Source organism: Sphingobium sp. RS1, assembly GCF_056156825.1.
The window spans coordinates 2,850,235-2,864,178 of record NZ_JBLZXE010000002.1 but is presented as its reverse complement, the minus strand read 5'-3'; the positions used below and the strand labels follow the sequence as shown (position 1 = coordinate 2,864,178).

Below are 13,944 nucleotides of genomic sequence, written 5' to 3'. Positions count from 1 at the left end.
GAGTATCATGTGGAAGGCCATATTATTCCGCCGCCCGTTGCGGCGGCCCAAAGACAAGGCAGAGACTTTGCCGCCACCGCACCGGCCCGCAACTAGGGCGGACGGCCCCTTTGCGGACCTGATGGCGAAGCTTTACGAGATTCCGTATCAGCGCCAGTGGAAGCGCGCTCCGGGTCATTGACCGACCCGCTTTTCATTACGCCCCATTGCCGCGCCGATCCCGCGCTGGCATGGCAGGGTCATGAAAAAGATCGGCCTGCTCGGCGGCTCCTTCAATCCGGCCCATGACGGCCACCGCGCCATATCCCTCTTCGCCAAAGCCGCGCTCGACCTCGATGAAATCTGGTGGCTCGTCTCCCCCGGCAATCCCCTGAAACCCGCAAAGGGGATGGCCCCGCTCCCCGCGCGCCTCGCCCATGCCCGCAAAGTCGCCCGCCGCGCCCCGATTCGCGCGACCGCGATCGAGCGTGATCTGCGCACCCGCTACACCGTCGACACCCTCCGCGCCCTGACGCGGCGCTACCCGTACAACCGTTTCATCTGGCTGATGGGCGCCGACAATCTGGCGCAATTCAGCCAGTGGCGCGACTGGCGCGGCATCGCCCGGCAAATGCCCATTGCCGTGATCGCCCGTCCGGGTTATGATAGGGGTGCCCGTGGCTCTACGGCCATGAGCTGGCTGCGGCGCTTCGTCCGGTCCGCGCGCCAGAGTGCAGACTGGACGAATTGGAGACCACCGGCGCTCGTGCTATTGCGCTTTCGCCCTGATCCAAGATCGGCGACCCTGCTGCGGCAGGCGGACCCCCTCTGGCATCGCGAATATGAAGCAACGTGTGTGCGCGATCCGCTCACGCGTCGGTACGTCATCTAGATTGGAGTTTAATTGTCTAACCTCGCCCCTGCCAACGATACCGCGCTCGGCGCAGAATCCGTGGCCGCCCTGCACGCCCTTGTCATGCAATCGCTCGACGATGACCAGGCGCAGGAAACCATCTCCATCCCGCTGGAAGGCAAGAGCAGCATCGCCGATCATATGGTGATCGCGAGCGGCCGTTCGTCGCGTCAGGTCGCGGCCATGGCCCAGCACCTCGCTGAAAAGATCAAGAAGGAAACGGGTCGCTCCGCGCGGGTCGAGGGCCTTCCGGTCGCCGACTGGGTGCTGATCGATGCCGGCGACGTGATCGTCCATCTGTTCAAGCCGGAAGTGCGCAGCTTCTACAATCTGGAACGGATGTGGGGCTTCGTAGACGCACCGATCGCGGGCAACGCCTGACGGCCCTCTGACCGTTCAGTTCGAGCAGCATCGAGCGAAGTCGAGATGTCGAGCCGAGCCGCGTGGCTCGTTTCGACGTCGAGAACCCTTCTCGACTTCGGTTCTCGACACGCTCGAACCTGCGCTCGAAGCGAACGGAATTTGTAATGCTCCTCCACATCGTCGCGCGCGGCAAGATCGGACGCTCGCCCGAGGCCGACCTGGTCGACCGCTATGTCAAGCGGCTGACCATGCCGCACAAGATCACCGAAATGCCCGACCGGGGTGGCAAGCTGCCCCCCATCGGTCCCGGCACCGTCACGGTCATGCTGGACGAAAAGGGCAAGCAGCTCGGTTCCATGGACTTTGCCCGCCGGATAGAGGGCTGGCGCGACGCGGGCACCCGCGAATGCCGCTTTCTGATCGGCGCGGCGGACGGCTTCGATGACGCCGACCGCGCCAATGCCGACCTGCTGATCGCCTTTGGCGCGATGACCTGGCCGCATATGATGGCCCGCGCGATGCTGGCCGAACAGCTCTGGCGCGCCTGCTCGATCCTCGCCAACCATCCCTATCATCGCGAAGGCTGAAGCATTCTGAAGTCGGCTGGCACAGCCGACGACTCGCAGAATGCGACCGACAAAAGAAAGAGCGGCAAATATCGTTCGCCGCTAGAAAGGCACCCACTTTCCGCCTAGGCAGAGGCCATATAGGGACAGGGCATCGGGTGAAACGCAACATCCTCATCGCAGGCGGACTGGCGGGCTTTCTGGCCCTCGCCGCCACACGCCTGCCCGCTGCGGATGACAGCGCCATCATCCTGTCCGGCACCGCCGGCACTACGCTGGCGCAGGAGCAGCGGGCCCTGAAAAACGCCCGCCGCCAGTCGGACGAGGCCCGCGACCGCTCCGCCCGTCTCGAACAACAGGCCGGACTGGCCCGCGACGAGGCCGAACAGGCCCGCCGTCGCGCCGCCGCGGTCGCCGCCCGCATCCAGCAGGCAGAGGCCGACATTCAGGCAGCACAGGCCCGCATCGCCATCATCGCCCGGCTGCAACGCGCCCAGACCGCCCGCCTCGCCGCCAAGCAGGAACCGGTCGTGCGCCTGACCGCCGCGCTTCAGATGATGGCCCGCCGGCCGCTGACGCTGGCGCTGGTGCAACCCGGATCGGTGGCCGACGCCGTGCATATGCGCGCTGTATTGGGACAGGTTCTGCCCGTCATCGAACAACGCACCGCCGGCCTGCGGCAGGAACTGGACAAGAGCCGCGCCCTGCGCGCCACCGCCCAGCAGGCCGCCGACGCCCTCACCAAAGCGCAGTCCGATCGCAAGGATCGCCAGACCGCCCTCGCCGCCCTCGAAGCGCAAAAGCGCCTCGCCGCCCGCGACTATCGCGCCAATGCGGGGTTGGAAAGCGAACGGGCGCTGGCGCTGGGCGAACGGGCGCGCGACATTGTCGACCTGATGGACCGGCTGGAGGAAGCCGGCGACCTGCGCGACCGGCTGGCCGCTTTGTCCGGCCCGCTGCTGCGCCCCGCCCGCCCCGATCAAACCGGCACGCCCGCACCCGAGCGGGAAAGCGCCACTGACGGCCCGCCGCCCTATCGCCTGCCGGTGATCGGCCAGCTCGTCACCGGCATGGGCGAAGTGAATGACGGCGGCGTCCGCTCCCGCGGCCTGACCCTGGTGACACAGGCGGGCGCGCAGGCGATCGCACCCACCGCCGGCCGTATCGCCTTCGCCGGCCCCTATCGCGACTATGGCCAGATTCTCATCATCGACCATGGCCAGGGCTGGACCACACTCATCACCGGCCTCCACCGCGTGACCGCGCAGGTCGGGGATAGTGTGCGACAAGGCGAGCCGGTCGGCATCACCGGCGCCGAACGCCCGAACATCACCGTAGAACTGCGCCGCAACGGTCGCCCGGTGGATATCGTGCCGCTGGTGGGATTGGGGTGAGGCATTGAAGGCAGCATCATATGATGCTAATTTTGGTGCCTCGCGGAGAAAAGATGATGCGCACGACCGTCGTTCTTGATGACGAACTTATGGCGAAGGCCCAGCAATATACTGGCCTGACCGAGAAATCGGCACTGCTGCGGGAAGCCCTCAAAGCATTGGTGAACCGCGAAGCAGCGCGGCGCCTTGCCCTTTTGGGCGGCTCTGATCCCGATGCCGAGGCAGCACCCCGTCGTCGTTCATCCATGCCGTGATCCTGATCGATAGCTCGATATGGATTGACCATCTGCGCAGTGAAAACCCGCTGTTGCAAGCGCTGCTCAATGATGGCCAAGTTCTTGGGCATGCCCTCGTCACCGGAGAGGTTGCCATGGGTAGTTTGCGGCGACGGCAGGAAGTTCTGGAGATGCTTGATGATCTGCCCCAAGCAATTGAAGCGGACCATGGCGAGGTTAGATTGCTGATCGAGAAAGCGACGCTTTTCGGTCTGGGCATTGGCTATCTCGATTCGCATCTGCTGGCGTCCACCCGGTTGATGCCCGGGGCAAAATTATGGACGCGTGATCGCAGACTGCATGGTACTGCCACTCGTCTGGGCATCGCCTTTCAATCTGATCGGTCCCATTAACCCGACGCTCATCGACGCTGCGCAACATTCATCGAAGCGCGCTTTTGCGTTGGCACGCGAATCGGCCTATATCGGGGATCAGATGCCGGAATCTAGGACAGCCATGAAATCCACCTTCCTCCAGGGCGCGGTTGCGCTCGGGGCGCTTGCGCTCATCCCTGCTACGACCGCCGCTCTCGCCGATGGGGAAGCGTCGAGCTACAAGGCGCTCGATGAATTCATGGATGTGTTCCAGAAGGTGCGCAGCGACTATGTCGAGAAGGTCGACGACGAAAAGCTGATCAAGGGCGCGATCGACGGCATGCTCGCCAGCCTCGACCCGCATAGCAGCTTCCTCGACGCGCGCGACTTCCAGAATCTGCGCACCCAGACCGAGGGCAGCTATGGGGGCCTCGGCCTGTCGGTCACGCAGGAGGATGGCGCGGTGAAGGTGATCGCCCCGACACAGGACACCCCGGCCTGGCGCGCAGGCATCAAGGCGGGCGACTATATCACCCATATCGACGGGCAGCTGATCTATGGCGGTACGCTGGACGAGGCGGTGGACAAGATGCGCGGCGCGCCGGGCACGTCGCTGAAGCTGACCCTCGTCCGCGCCGGCCGCGACAAGCCGATCGAACTGACCCTGACGCGCGAGATCATTCAGCTCAAGCCCGTCAAATGGGAAGTGAAGAACAATATCGGCGTCATCAATATCGTCAGCTTCTCGGCCAATACCGGGGCGGACGTGCGGTCGGCGATCCGCAGCATCGACAAGAGCCTGGGCCACAAGCCCACCGGCTACATCCTCGACCTGCGCTCCAACCCCGGCGGCCTGCTGGACGAGGCGGTCAGCGTCAGCGACACCTTCCTGGAACGCGGCGAGATCGTGTCGCAGCGCGGCCGGGCCAAGGGCGATGTCGAGCGCTATTATGCCAAGCCCGGCGACGATGCGAAGGGTCTGCCGGTAATCGTGCTGGTCGATGCCGGATCGGCTTCGGCGTCCGAAATCGTGGCCGGCGCGCTTCAGGACCAGCATCGCGCGCTGGTGATGGGCGAACGCAGCTTCGGCAAGGGCAGCGTCCAGACCATGCTGCCGCTCAGCAACACCACCGCGCTCAAGCTGACCACGGCACGCTATTACACGCCCTCGGGCCGCAGCGTGCAGGAAGGCGGCATCCAGCCGGATATCCGCGTCCCGCAACTGTCAGACCCCGATTACAAGAACCGGCCGAAGTTTCGCGAAAGCGACCTGCGCCGTCACCTGATCAACGAGATCAAGACCGACGACAAGGCGCTGGAAGAGGACACGAAGGACGATCCGCGCTTCGCCATGTCGGCCGAGGAGCTGAAGAAGAAGGGCGTGGAGGATTTCCAGCTCGACTATGCACTCAAGACGATCTCGCGCCTCGCCAGCACGCCCGGCGCGACCATCGCCCAGGCGCAAGCGACACGGAAGCCGGGGGCGAAATAATCTTGCCGTCCCGGGGACAGGCGCCTGCAAGTTCAGCATGACGAAAGCATGGCGAGGGTTTAAGCGGCTGATATGAACAGCCTGTCCCCCTCCCTTGCCAAGGCCCGTGCGCTGGCGCTGCTGGCCCCGATCGTCATGCTGGCCGGCGCCTATGCCTTCCAATATATTGGTGGCCTCTATCCGTGCGAAATGTGCTGGTGGCAGCGTTATGCCCATTTCGCCGCCATTCCGCTGGCGCTGGTGGCCTATGCCGCGCGCGGCCGGGCCTGTATCAGCGGGCTTTTCGCGGGCTTTGCGGGAATCGCGGTCGGTATCAGCGGCCTCATCGGCCTGTTCCATGCCGGCGTCGAATATGGCTGGTGGGAAGGGCTGACCACCTGCTCCACTGCGCCTGCCGGTGGCAGCGCGGCGGACATGCTCAATCAGATCATGGCCAGCCCCATCACCCGCTGCGACGTCGCGGCGTGGAAGATGGCCGGCATTTCGATGGCGGGCTATAACGGCCTCTTGTCCAGCGCCGCCGCACTCGCCATCTTGGCGCTGCTGCTGAAAGCGAGGAAGGCATGAGCGCTGCCAAGGATTTCCCCAGGCCGGGCAAACGGTTGAGTGACGCCGATCGCGCCTCCATGGTGCGGGTCGATCAGGCGGGCGAGTTCGGCGCGGTGCGCATCTATGCCGGGCAACTGGCGGTGATGGGCGATCGCCATCCCTATGGCCGGCTGATCGCCGGCATGGCGGCGCAGGAGGAACGGCATCGCGACGCCTTCGACGCTATGATCGCAAGGCGCGGTGTACGGCCGACCATCCTGTCGCCCTTCTGGCATGTCGCCGGCTTCGCGCTCGGCGCGGTGACCGCCGCCATGGGGCCAAAGGCGGCCATGGCCTGCACCGCTGCGGTCGAGACGGAAATCGACAAACATTATGCGGACCAGCTGGAAGCGCTGGGCAAGGAAGATCCGGAACTCTCCACCGCCATCGCGGATTTTCAGGCGGAGGAGGTCGAGCATCGCGAGGCCGCCATCGCCCATGGCGCGCAACAGGCCCCCGCTTACCCTCTCTTGTCGGGCGCCATCCGTTTGGGATGCCGGGCCGCCATCGCGCTTTCCAAGCGCATCTGAAAAGGACGGACTGATGATGAAAACCCCGATGATCGCAGCGTTGCTGATGCTGGGCACGTCCGTCCCCGCGTTGGCTCAGCCCGCCTCCGCGCCGACCGCCGTGACCGATCCGGCTTCGGAGAAGGTCAATATCGTCATCGTCTATGGCGACGATGCCTGTCCGCAGAGCCAGGGCGACGACATTGTCGTGTGCGCGCGCAAGGGTGAGGAAGAACGCTATCGCATTCCCGAGCCGCTGCGCGGCGATCCCAATATGCCGAGCAAGCAGGCCTGGGGCGAGCGCGTGCGGTCGATGGAATATGTCGGCCGGTCCGGCACTGAAAGCTGCTCGCCGGTAGGCAGCGGCGGCGCGACCGGCTGTTTCGCGCAGCTCTCACGCCTCGCCAAGGCCGAGCGGCAGGCGCTGGACAATGCCAGCTGGAAGGATCTGGTCGCGGCCGAGCGGGCCAAGCGCCTGTCGACCATCGACGCCGACAGCGAAGCGATCGAGGCACGGGTAAAGGCCGAGGAAAAGGCGGCAGCGCAGCAGACGCCGGCCGCAGACACCACGACGCCGCCGCAATAAGGACGGTTTCGGGGCGCCGGTGGCGTCCCGCCATTGAACCGCCGGGCTATGGGCAGGCCCCGGCATGGAACAGGCCAGAAGGCAACGGGGACATTAAGGATTTTAGCGATGCGTCACCCCGTCCTCCCCCTGATTGGTCTGCTGCTGGTCCCGTTGCTGCCCGCCCCTGCCATGGCGCAAGCTGAACCCCCGCCTGAGCGTATCATCAACCTGCTGGTTTATGGCGATGATCCCTGTCCGCAGGGCAAGGGCGACGAGATCGTCGTATGCGCGCGCAAGCCTGAATCGGAACGCTATCGCATCCCCAAGAAGCTGCGCGAAAAGCCGGCCGTCGCCGGTGGTCCCGGCTGGGGCAGTCAGGTGGCGACGATGGAACAGGTGCAGCGCCAGAATCTGCCCAACAGCTGTTCGGTGATCGGCAGCAACGGCTTTACCGGCTGCACCGCACAAATGCTGCAACAATGGTTCGCCGAACGGCGGATGCAGCAAAGCGCCGGCGAGCCTTAGTTGCGCCCCTCCAGGTCCGGCCCGCTATCCACGGTCGGCCGGAAATCGGGCCGCAGCTTGAAACCCGCCGCCTGCTCATAGGCATAGCCGGCATCGAGCAGCGTCTGTTCGGCATAGGCACCGCCGATGAAGCTCAGCCCCACCGGCAATCCCCGCACCTGCCCCATCGGCACGGTCAGATGCGGATAGCCCGCAATCGCCGCCGGCCCGGTCGATCCACCCGGCCCTTCATATTGATCGCCCCAAACGGTATCCGATGGCCAGGCCGGGCCGTAGCTGATCGTCACCAGCAGGTCGACACGATGATCGGCGAGCATGGCATCGATCCCTTCCCGGCCCGCCAGCCGCAGCGACTTCTCTCGCGCCGCGCGATAGGCTGGATCGTCAAGCCCCGCCTTGGCCTGTGCCATGGCGAAAATATCCTGCCCGAACAGCGGCATTTCCGCAGCCTTATGCGCTTCATCGAAAGCGATCAGGTCCGCCAGCGTCCGGCTGTCCACCTGATCTGGTCGGGTGGAGGCAAGATAGGCGTTGAGGTCGGCCTTGAACTCATATTGCAGCACGTCGTAGCTGGCGGCGGACATGCCATCCATGGCGGGCTTCGCCACTTCCACCAGTGTCGCGCCCAGCCCCTTCAGCACCGCCAGCGCCGCATCATAGCGGGCCAGCAGGTCAGGCTGCGCCCCGCCGCGCAGCACGCCGATCCGCATGTTCCGTATCTTCGCCGGATCGAGCGCGGCGGCATAATCCTGCGCGTGGGCCATGGCGTCGGCGGTGGTCGGATCGCCGGGATCGCTGGCGATCAGCGCCGACAGCAGGATCGCGACGTCGCGCACGCCCCGCGCCATCGGCCCGGCTGTGTCCTGGCTATGGCTGATCGGCACGATATGGGTGCGCGGGATCAGGCCGATCGTGGGCTTCAGCCCGACCAGCCCCATCATGGATGCCGGACAGATGATCGACCCGTTAGTTTCGCTGCCGATCGCAGCGGGCGCGAAGCCGGCGGCCACCGCCGCGCCCGATCCGCTGGACGATCCGCAGGTGGTGCGATCCAGCGCATAGGGATTGCGGGTCAGGCCACCGACGGCGCTCCAACCGCTCATTGATCGTTCGGACCGGAAATTGGCCCATTCGCTCAGGTTCGTCTTGCCCAGGATGATCGCGCCCCTGGCTTTCAAGGCAGCGGCCACCGGCGAATCGCGATCCGGGGCGTTGCGAGCGAGCGCCAGTGACCCGGCGGTGGTCGGCATCCCCGCCGCCTCAATATTATCCTTCAGCAGGATCGGCACGCCATGCAGCGACCCGCGCAGCTTCCCGGCCCTGCGCTCGCTATCCAGCGCCCGCGCCTCTGCCAGCGCCTGCGGATTGAGCGCGATGATGCTGTTGAGGCGCGGCCCGTTGCGATCCAGCGCGGCGATCCGTTTGAGATAGGCGCGCACCGCCTTCTCGCTGGTGGTTCGCCCGGCGGCGAGATCGGCGGAAAGCGAAGCAATGCCCTTCTCTTCGACCTGCGCCTGCACCGGCGGTGCGGCCAACAACAGGGCGATACAGAACGGCCATGGCTTCATCGCGGATAGATCCTGTCCATATGGTCGACACTCTGGACGATCAGCCGCTCCAGCACCGCCATGTCGACCTGCGACAGGCGCTTGATATAGAGACAGCCCTTGCCGCACCTGTATTTGCCGAGCGGCGCGAAGTCCGCCTCGTCCAGCCCGGCGAGATAGAAGACCAGTTCCGCCTTGCGTGGCGAAAAGCCGATCCGGCACATGTCCCCTTCGCGCCCGCTGTCATAGCGATAATGGTAGCGGCCAAAGCCGATGATGCTCGCCCCCCACATATGCGGCGGCTCGCCTGACAGGCGCGCCATCAGCGCCGCGACGATGCGCCCGTCCGCCTGCCGCTCGGGCGGTTCCACCCGGTCGAGAAAATATTCGACCGCTGCGTCACTTTCGACCGTCTTGTTGGGCTGCACCATGGCTTGCCTTCCCCGCCTGTCTGGACTAGAGGCTAGCCCGTCATCTGGGGAGTAGCCAGCCGTTCCCGACGGAACGGGCCATGCGTCAACATATTTGGTCGAGAGGCCATGGCGTATGGGATGCGGATACGAAAGCATCGCGCGTAAAAGTGGGCACCGGTTTTACGCTCACGGCGATGCTTCAATGACGTTCCGCATCGGGCGAGACCAATGGCATCGGCACTTTCCTGTCCGGCCGGGCGGAAGGTGACGATGGCATTGTGTCTGTTCAACCTGCGCCCGGCCCGGAAATATGATGATGGAAGCTCTCTTCACCTCTGCCGCGCTCGTCGCGCTCGCCGAAATGGGCGACAAGACGCAGTTGCTCGCCATGCTGCTCGCCACCCGCTTTCGAAAGCCGGTACCGATCATTCTGGGCATTTTCGCCGCCACCGTCGCCAATCATTTCCTGGCCGCGCTGGTCGGCCATTCGATCGCCGGCATATTGACGCAAAACTGGTTCCGCTACGCCGTTGCCGCCTCCTTCATCGCCATGGCCGCCTGGACGCTGGTGCCCGACACGATCGACGAGGATGCACCGCTCAAGGCCCCGTCCAAGGCCGGCGTGTTCGTCACTACGCTGGTCGCCTTTTTCCTGGTCGAGATGGGCGACAAGACGCAGGTCGCCACGGTGGCGCTGGGCGCCCGCTTCGACAATCTGATCGCCGTCACCATGGGCACGACGCTGGGCATGATGATCGCCAATGTGCCGGCCGTGCTGTTCGGCGAGGCGCTGGCCAAGAAGGTGCCTATGCGCGCGCTCCAGATCGGTGCGGCGCTGCTGTTCCTGTTCCTCGGCCTGTGGATGCTGGCCGATTTGCGAGGCTGGCTGGGTTAAAGTCAGTTGTCAGCGCGCGGTGGCTGTTGCAAGGGGAAGGGCAGAGTCATTCCCCTTATATTTGGACATGGGACGCGCGTGATGAAGGACAGTCTGGTAACGATCTTCGGCGGCGGCGGCTTTCTGGGCCGACAGGTCACGCAGGCACTGATGGCGCGGGGCGCGCGCGTGCGGATTGCGCAGCGCGACCTCGCCAACGCGGTCAAGGTGAAGGCTCTCGGCAATCTGGGCCAGTCCCAGTTCGTCGCGGCAGACATCCGCAAGCCGGTGACGGTGGAGCGCGCCATTCAGGGCAGCGACATCGTCATCAATCTGGTCGGCATCCTGTCCGGTGATTTCGACGCCTTCCATCGCGAAGGCGCCGCCAACGTGGCCAAGGCCGCCGCAGCGGCGGGCGTTAAGGCGCTGGTCCATATCTCGGCGATCGGCGCGGACGCAGAAAGCCCCAGCGCCTATGGCCGGTCGAAGGCCGCCGGTGAAGAGGCGGTCAAGGCCGCCTTCCCGACCGCGACCATCATCCGCCCCTCGATCATCTTCGGACAGGAAGACCAGTTCCTCAACCGCTTCGCCCAGATCATCGGCTCCGCGCCGGTGATTCCGGTGATCGGCGGCGCGACGAAGTTCCAGCCCGTCTATGTCGCCGACGTTGCACAGGCGATCGCCAATGCAGCAGAACAGCCGGGCGTCTTCGGCGGCAAAACCTTCGAGCTGGCCGGCCCGCAGGTGATGAGCATGAAGGAGATCAACGGCTGGATCGCGAAGGCGATCGGCCGCGACAAGGCGCTGGTGGATGTGCCGGGCGGCTTCGCCTCGCTGTTGGCGCTGCTGCCGGGCGGCCCCATCACCCGCGACCAGCTCGCCATGCTGGGCCGTGACAATGTCGCGGCACCGGGCAGCGAAGGGCTGGCCGCGCTCGGCGTCGATGCCACGCCGCTGGGCGCGGTCGCGGGCAAGTGGATGGTCCGCTATCGCCGCCATGGCCGCTTTGCCGGTCGGGTCAGCGCCTGATTATAGTCGAGAAAGGCGGGACAGTCATTCCGATGTCCCGTCCAAGCTACTCCTCCCCGTAACCAGCGAGTTGGTCGGGGGGGATTTTTTTTGCCAAGCCATTAGGGATCACCCATGGACCTGCATTATCTGACCGTCATCCTGCTAGGCATTGTCGAGGGGCTGACCGAATTCCTGCCCGTCTCCTCGACCGGCCACCTGATTCTGGCCAGCGAATTGCTGGGCTATGACAGCTCTACCTGGGCAATGTTCAACGTCGTCATCCAGTTGGGCGCGATCCTCGCGGTGGTGGTGCTTTACTGGCGCACTTTCTGGGCGGTGGGCATGGGCCTGTTGCGGCGCGAGCCGGTGAGCTGGCGCTTCCTGCGCAACCTCATCATCGCCTTCATCCCTGCCGCCGTCATCGGCCTTGCCGTCCACGACTATGTCGAGATGCTGCTGGGCGCGCCCAAGGTCGTGGCAACGGCTTTGATCGTCGGGGGCATCGCTATCCTGTTGATCGAAAGGGCAGTGAAGGAACAGCGTTTCCACGGCATCGCCGACATTCCGGTCGTCCGGGTCATCGGCATCGGTCTCATCCAGTGTATCGCGATGATCCCCGGCGTCAGCCGGTCGGGCGCGACCATCATGGGGGCACTGACGCTGGGGGTCGAACGGCGCACCGCCGCCGAATTCAGCTTCTTCCTCGCCATTCCGACCATGCTGGGCGCAACCACGCTGGAACTGCTGAAGAAGGGCGATCAGATCACCAGCGCCGCCGTGGGTTGGGACAGTATCGCGCTGGGCTTCATCGTCTCCTTCATCGTCGCCCTGCTGGTGATCAAATGGTTTGTGGGACTTGTGTCGAAACATGGGTTCGCCCCCTTCGCCTGGTATCGAATCATTGCCGGCGCCGCAGCGCTCATTTGGCTCGCGGCAAGATAGGTCCGTATCGGCCTAAAATATCATGCAATATTTGCGATTCATTCTCAACAATGGGATAAACGCACTTATATTAGGTTAGGTTTGCTTACCTAAATGCTAGAATCCACGTGACTCCGTGGGTTTTCCTGCTATGCGCGCTTCAGCAACATAGTAGGGACAAGGGTATGGGCGACAATCCGATGCTGAAATTCGTGGGTAAGGCGCAGGCCTATCCGGAAAAACGCGCGGCCGACGATCGTGCCGACGATTTTCTGGAAATCAGCAAGTCCTTCATCCTGGACAAGGCCGAGGAACAGGCGTCGCGCTGCTCGCAATGCGGCGTGCCTTATTGCTCGACCCATTGCCCGCTGCACAATCATATCCCGGACTGGCTGCGCCTGACCGCCGAAGGTCGCCTGCGCGAAGCCTATGAACTGTCGAACCTGACCAGCACCATGCCGGAAATCTGCGGCCGCATCTGCCCGCAGGATCGCCTGTGCGAAGGCAATTGCGTCATCGAATTTTCGGGTCACGGCTCCGTCACCATCGGCAGCGTCGAAAAGTACATCACCGACACCGCCTGGAAGGAAGGATGGGTCGAACCGCTGGTCGCCGGCGCGGCGCGCGGCCAGTCGGTCGGCGTGATCGGCGCGGGTCCGGCGGGTCTGGCCACGGCCGAATATCTCCGCGTCGCGGGCTATGAGGTCCATGTCTATGACCGGCACGACCGCGCCGGCGGCCTGCTGACCTATGGCATCCCCGGCTTCAAGCTGGAAAAGGACGTCGTCATGCGGCGCATCCAGCGGTTGAAGGATGGCGGCATCGTCTTCCACGAGAGCTTCGAGGTCGGCCGCGACGCCACGCTGGAACAGTTGCGCCAGAAGCATGACGCGATCCTGATCGCTACCGGCGTCTACAAGCCCCGCGACATCAAGGCGCCGGGTGTCGGCGCTGCGGGCGTGGTCAAGGCGCTCGACTATCTGACCGCCTCCAACAAGGCCGGTTTTGGCGACGCCGTGCCGGAACATGAGGATGGCACGTTGCTGGCGACGGGCAAGAATGTCGTCGTCATCGGCGGCGGCGACACGGCGATGGACTGCGTCCGTACCGCGATCCGCCAGGGTGCAAAGTCGGTGAAGTGCCTCTATCGCCGCGACCGCGACAATATGCCGGGGTCGCAGCGCGAAGTCGCCAATGCCGAGGAAGAAGGCGTCGAGTTCGTCTGGCTGACCGCGCCGATCGCCTTTGAAGGCACGGAGCATGTCACCGGCGTCAAGGTGACTAAAATGCGCCTGGGCCAGCCCGACGCATCCGGCCGCCGCGCGCCCGAACCCGATCCGGGCAGCGAGCATACGCTGGAAGCGGACCTCGTCATCAAGGCGCTGGGCTATGATCCGGAAGAACTGCCCAAGCTGTTCGGCGCGGACGACCTGTCGGTCACCCGCTGGGGCACGCTGCGCGTCGATCACAAGACGATGATGACCAGCGTGGACGGCGTGTTCGCTGCGGGCGACATCGTGCGCGGCGCATCACTGGTCGTCTGGGCGATCCGCGACGGCCGCGACGTCACCGACCATATGCACCGTTATCTGAAGGCAAAGGCCAAGGCAGCGGCTGGCGAGAAGGTCGCGGCGTAAGCCGCCACACCCTCCCCCCTGCCTCATCTCATCATCATCGGAAGGAAGGCCCGAT

Annotated in this window: 17 protein-coding genes and 1 riboswitch; of the genes, 15 read left to right on the top strand and 2 right to left on the bottom strand. The window is 64.7% G+C overall.

Features of this window, described 5'->3' with window-relative positions; translation table 11 throughout:
- Nucleotides 1-241 precede the first annotated feature (241 nt).
- From ACNHGR_RS15800 to ACNHGR_RS15750, 11 genes are all read left to right on the top strand, one after another.
- On the top strand, nucleotides 242-871 hold the full coding sequence (locus ACNHGR_RS15800; RefSeq protein ID WP_184269187.1) for a nicotinate-nucleotide adenylyltransferase: 630 nt from the start codon (nucleotides 242-244) through the stop codon (nucleotides 869-871).
- A gap of 12 nt (nucleotides 872-883) precedes the next feature.
- Nucleotides 884-1,273 (top strand): ribosome silencing factor, encoded by a 390-nt coding sequence (gene rsfS / locus ACNHGR_RS15795; RefSeq protein WP_184269185.1) that lies wholly within the window; start codon nucleotides 884-886, stop codon nucleotides 1,271-1,273.
- Between the two features lie 146 nt (nucleotides 1,274-1,419).
- Entirely contained in the window at nucleotides 1,420-1,842 is a 423-nt protein-coding gene (locus tag ACNHGR_RS15790; RefSeq protein WP_184269183.1) for a 23S rRNA (pseudouridine(1915)-N(3))-methyltransferase RlmH, read from the top strand.
- A 137-nt stretch (nucleotides 1,843-1,979) separates the two neighbouring features.
- Nucleotides 1,980-3,215 (top strand): murein hydrolase activator EnvC family protein, encoded by a 1,236-nt coding sequence (locus ACNHGR_RS15785; RefSeq protein WP_475287319.1) that lies wholly within the window; start codon nucleotides 1,980-1,982, stop codon nucleotides 3,213-3,215.
- Between the two features lie 53 nt (nucleotides 3,216-3,268).
- Nucleotides 3,269-3,469 carry a type II toxin-antitoxin system VapB family antitoxin gene (locus tag ACNHGR_RS15780; RefSeq protein ID WP_475287318.1) on the top strand — a complete coding sequence of 67 codons (201 nt, stop codon included), beginning with the start codon at nucleotides 3,269-3,271 and terminating at the stop codon, nucleotides 3,467-3,469.
- Nucleotides 3,466-3,843, top strand: a complete 378-nt coding sequence (locus ACNHGR_RS15775; protein WP_475287317.1) for a type II toxin-antitoxin system VapC family toxin — start codon at nucleotides 3,466-3,468, stop codon at nucleotides 3,841-3,843. The genes ACNHGR_RS15780 and ACNHGR_RS15775 overlap by 4 nt, the downstream gene beginning before the upstream one ends.
- A gap of 103 nt (nucleotides 3,844-3,946) precedes the next feature.
- The gene (locus ACNHGR_RS15770) at nucleotides 3,947-5,296 is read left to right on the top strand and encodes a S41 family peptidase (RefSeq protein WP_475287315.1); all 1,350 of its coding nucleotides are present in this window, start codon (nucleotides 3,947-3,949) and stop codon (nucleotides 5,294-5,296) included.
- A gap of 72 nt (nucleotides 5,297-5,368) precedes the next feature.
- Nucleotides 5,369-5,863 carry a disulfide bond formation protein B gene (locus ACNHGR_RS15765; protein WP_475287313.1) on the top strand — a complete coding sequence of 165 codons (495 nt, stop codon included), beginning with the start codon at nucleotides 5,369-5,371 and terminating at the stop codon, nucleotides 5,861-5,863.
- A complete protein-coding gene (locus ACNHGR_RS15760) occupies nucleotides 5,860-6,414 on the top strand; it encodes a demethoxyubiquinone hydroxylase family protein (protein ID WP_184269175.1) in 555 nt (184 codons plus the stop codon). The genes ACNHGR_RS15765 and ACNHGR_RS15760 overlap by 4 nt, the downstream gene beginning before the upstream one ends.
- A 13-nt stretch (nucleotides 6,415-6,427) precedes the next feature.
- Nucleotides 6,428-6,979 (top strand): hypothetical protein, encoded by a 552-nt coding sequence (locus tag ACNHGR_RS15755; protein ID WP_184269173.1) that lies wholly within the window; start codon nucleotides 6,428-6,430, stop codon nucleotides 6,977-6,979.
- 108 nt (nucleotides 6,980-7,087) lie between these two features.
- On the top strand, nucleotides 7,088-7,486 hold the full coding sequence (locus ACNHGR_RS15750; protein WP_184269171.1) for a hypothetical protein: 399 nt from the start codon (nucleotides 7,088-7,090) through the stop codon (nucleotides 7,484-7,486).
- Here ACNHGR_RS15750 and ACNHGR_RS15745 read toward each other — a convergent pair.
- Together ACNHGR_RS15745 and ACNHGR_RS15740 are read right to left on the bottom strand one after the other, a co-directional pair.
- Nucleotides 7,483-9,054, bottom strand: coding sequence for an amidase (locus tag ACNHGR_RS15745; RefSeq protein ID WP_475287310.1), 1,572 nt, complete (start codon nucleotides 9,052-9,054; stop codon nucleotides 7,483-7,485). The two genes, ACNHGR_RS15750 and ACNHGR_RS15745, sit on opposite strands and share 4 nt — an antisense overlap.
- The gene (locus tag ACNHGR_RS15740) at nucleotides 9,051-9,464 is read right to left on the bottom strand and encodes a DUF1801 domain-containing protein (protein ID WP_475287308.1); all 414 of its coding nucleotides are present in this window, start codon (nucleotides 9,462-9,464) and stop codon (nucleotides 9,051-9,053) included. The genes ACNHGR_RS15745 and ACNHGR_RS15740 overlap by 4 nt, the downstream gene beginning before the upstream one ends.
- Before the next feature lie 33 nt (nucleotides 9,465-9,497).
- Nucleotides 9,498-9,663: riboswitch (yybP-ykoY riboswitch) on the top strand.
- Between the two features lie 99 nt (nucleotides 9,664-9,762).
- Here ACNHGR_RS15740 and ACNHGR_RS15735 point away from each other — a divergent pair.
- The 4 genes from ACNHGR_RS15735 (at nucleotide 9,763) to ACNHGR_RS15720 (ending at nucleotide 13,889) form a co-directional block, all read left to right on the top strand.
- Nucleotides 9,763-10,341, top strand: coding sequence for a TMEM165/GDT1 family protein (locus ACNHGR_RS15735; RefSeq protein ID WP_184272307.1), 579 nt, complete (start codon nucleotides 9,763-9,765; stop codon nucleotides 10,339-10,341).
- 81 nt (nucleotides 10,342-10,422) lie between these two features.
- Entirely contained in the window at nucleotides 10,423-11,349 is a 927-nt protein-coding gene (locus tag ACNHGR_RS15730; protein ID WP_475287307.1) for a complex I NDUFA9 subunit family protein, read from the top strand.
- Nucleotides 11,350-11,463: 114 nt separating this feature from the next.
- Nucleotides 11,464-12,273 (top strand): undecaprenyl-diphosphate phosphatase, encoded by an 810-nt coding sequence (locus tag ACNHGR_RS15725; protein ID WP_475287306.1) that lies wholly within the window; start codon nucleotides 11,464-11,466, stop codon nucleotides 12,271-12,273.
- A 164-nt stretch (nucleotides 12,274-12,437) separates the two neighbouring features.
- Nucleotides 12,438-13,889: an NAD(P)-dependent oxidoreductase gene (locus ACNHGR_RS15720; RefSeq protein ID WP_184269161.1), complete on the top strand. Its 1,452-nt coding sequence runs from the start codon at nucleotides 12,438-12,440 to the stop codon at nucleotides 13,887-13,889.
- Nucleotides 13,890-13,944 lie beyond the last annotated feature (55 nt).

Coding starts and splice junctions, on each gene's coding strand:
- ACNHGR_RS15735 (WP_184272307.1), top strand. CDS start 9,763: ATGGAAGCTCTCTTCACCTCTGCCGCGCTCGTCGCGCTCGCCGAAATG.
- ACNHGR_RS15720 (WP_184269161.1), top strand. CDS start 12,438: ATGGGCGACAATCCGATGCTGAAATTCGTGGGTAAGGCGCAGGCCTAT.
- ACNHGR_RS15790 (WP_184269183.1), top strand. CDS start 1,420: ATGCTCCTCCACATCGTCGCGCGCGGCAAGATCGGACGCTCGCCCGAG.
- ACNHGR_RS15800 (WP_184269187.1), top strand. CDS start 242: ATGAAAAAGATCGGCCTGCTCGGCGGCTCCTTCAATCCGGCCCATGAC.
- ACNHGR_RS15755 (WP_184269173.1), top strand. CDS start 6,428: ATGATGAAAACCCCGATGATCGCAGCGTTGCTGATGCTGGGCACGTCC.
- ACNHGR_RS15770 (WP_475287315.1), top strand. CDS start 3,947: ATGAAATCCACCTTCCTCCAGGGCGCGGTTGCGCTCGGGGCGCTTGCG.
- ACNHGR_RS15745 (WP_475287310.1), bottom strand. CDS start 9,054: ATGAAGCCATGGCCGTTCTGTATCGCCCTGTTGTTGGCCGCACCGCCG.
- ACNHGR_RS15750 (WP_184269171.1), top strand. CDS start 7,088: ATGCGTCACCCCGTCCTCCCCCTGATTGGTCTGCTGCTGGTCCCGTTG.
- ACNHGR_RS15760 (WP_184269175.1), top strand. CDS start 5,860: ATGAGCGCTGCCAAGGATTTCCCCAGGCCGGGCAAACGGTTGAGTGAC.
- ACNHGR_RS15740 (WP_475287308.1), bottom strand. CDS start 9,464: ATGGTGCAGCCCAACAAGACGGTCGAAAGTGACGCAGCGGTCGAATAT.
- ACNHGR_RS15765 (WP_475287313.1), top strand. CDS start 5,369: ATGAACAGCCTGTCCCCCTCCCTTGCCAAGGCCCGTGCGCTGGCGCTG.
- ACNHGR_RS15725 (WP_475287306.1), top strand. CDS start 11,464: ATGGACCTGCATTATCTGACCGTCATCCTGCTAGGCATTGTCGAGGGG.
- ACNHGR_RS15730 (WP_475287307.1), top strand. CDS start 10,423: ATGAAGGACAGTCTGGTAACGATCTTCGGCGGCGGCGGCTTTCTGGGC.
- ACNHGR_RS15780 (WP_475287318.1), top strand. CDS start 3,269: ATGATGCGCACGACCGTCGTTCTTGATGACGAACTTATGGCGAAGGCC.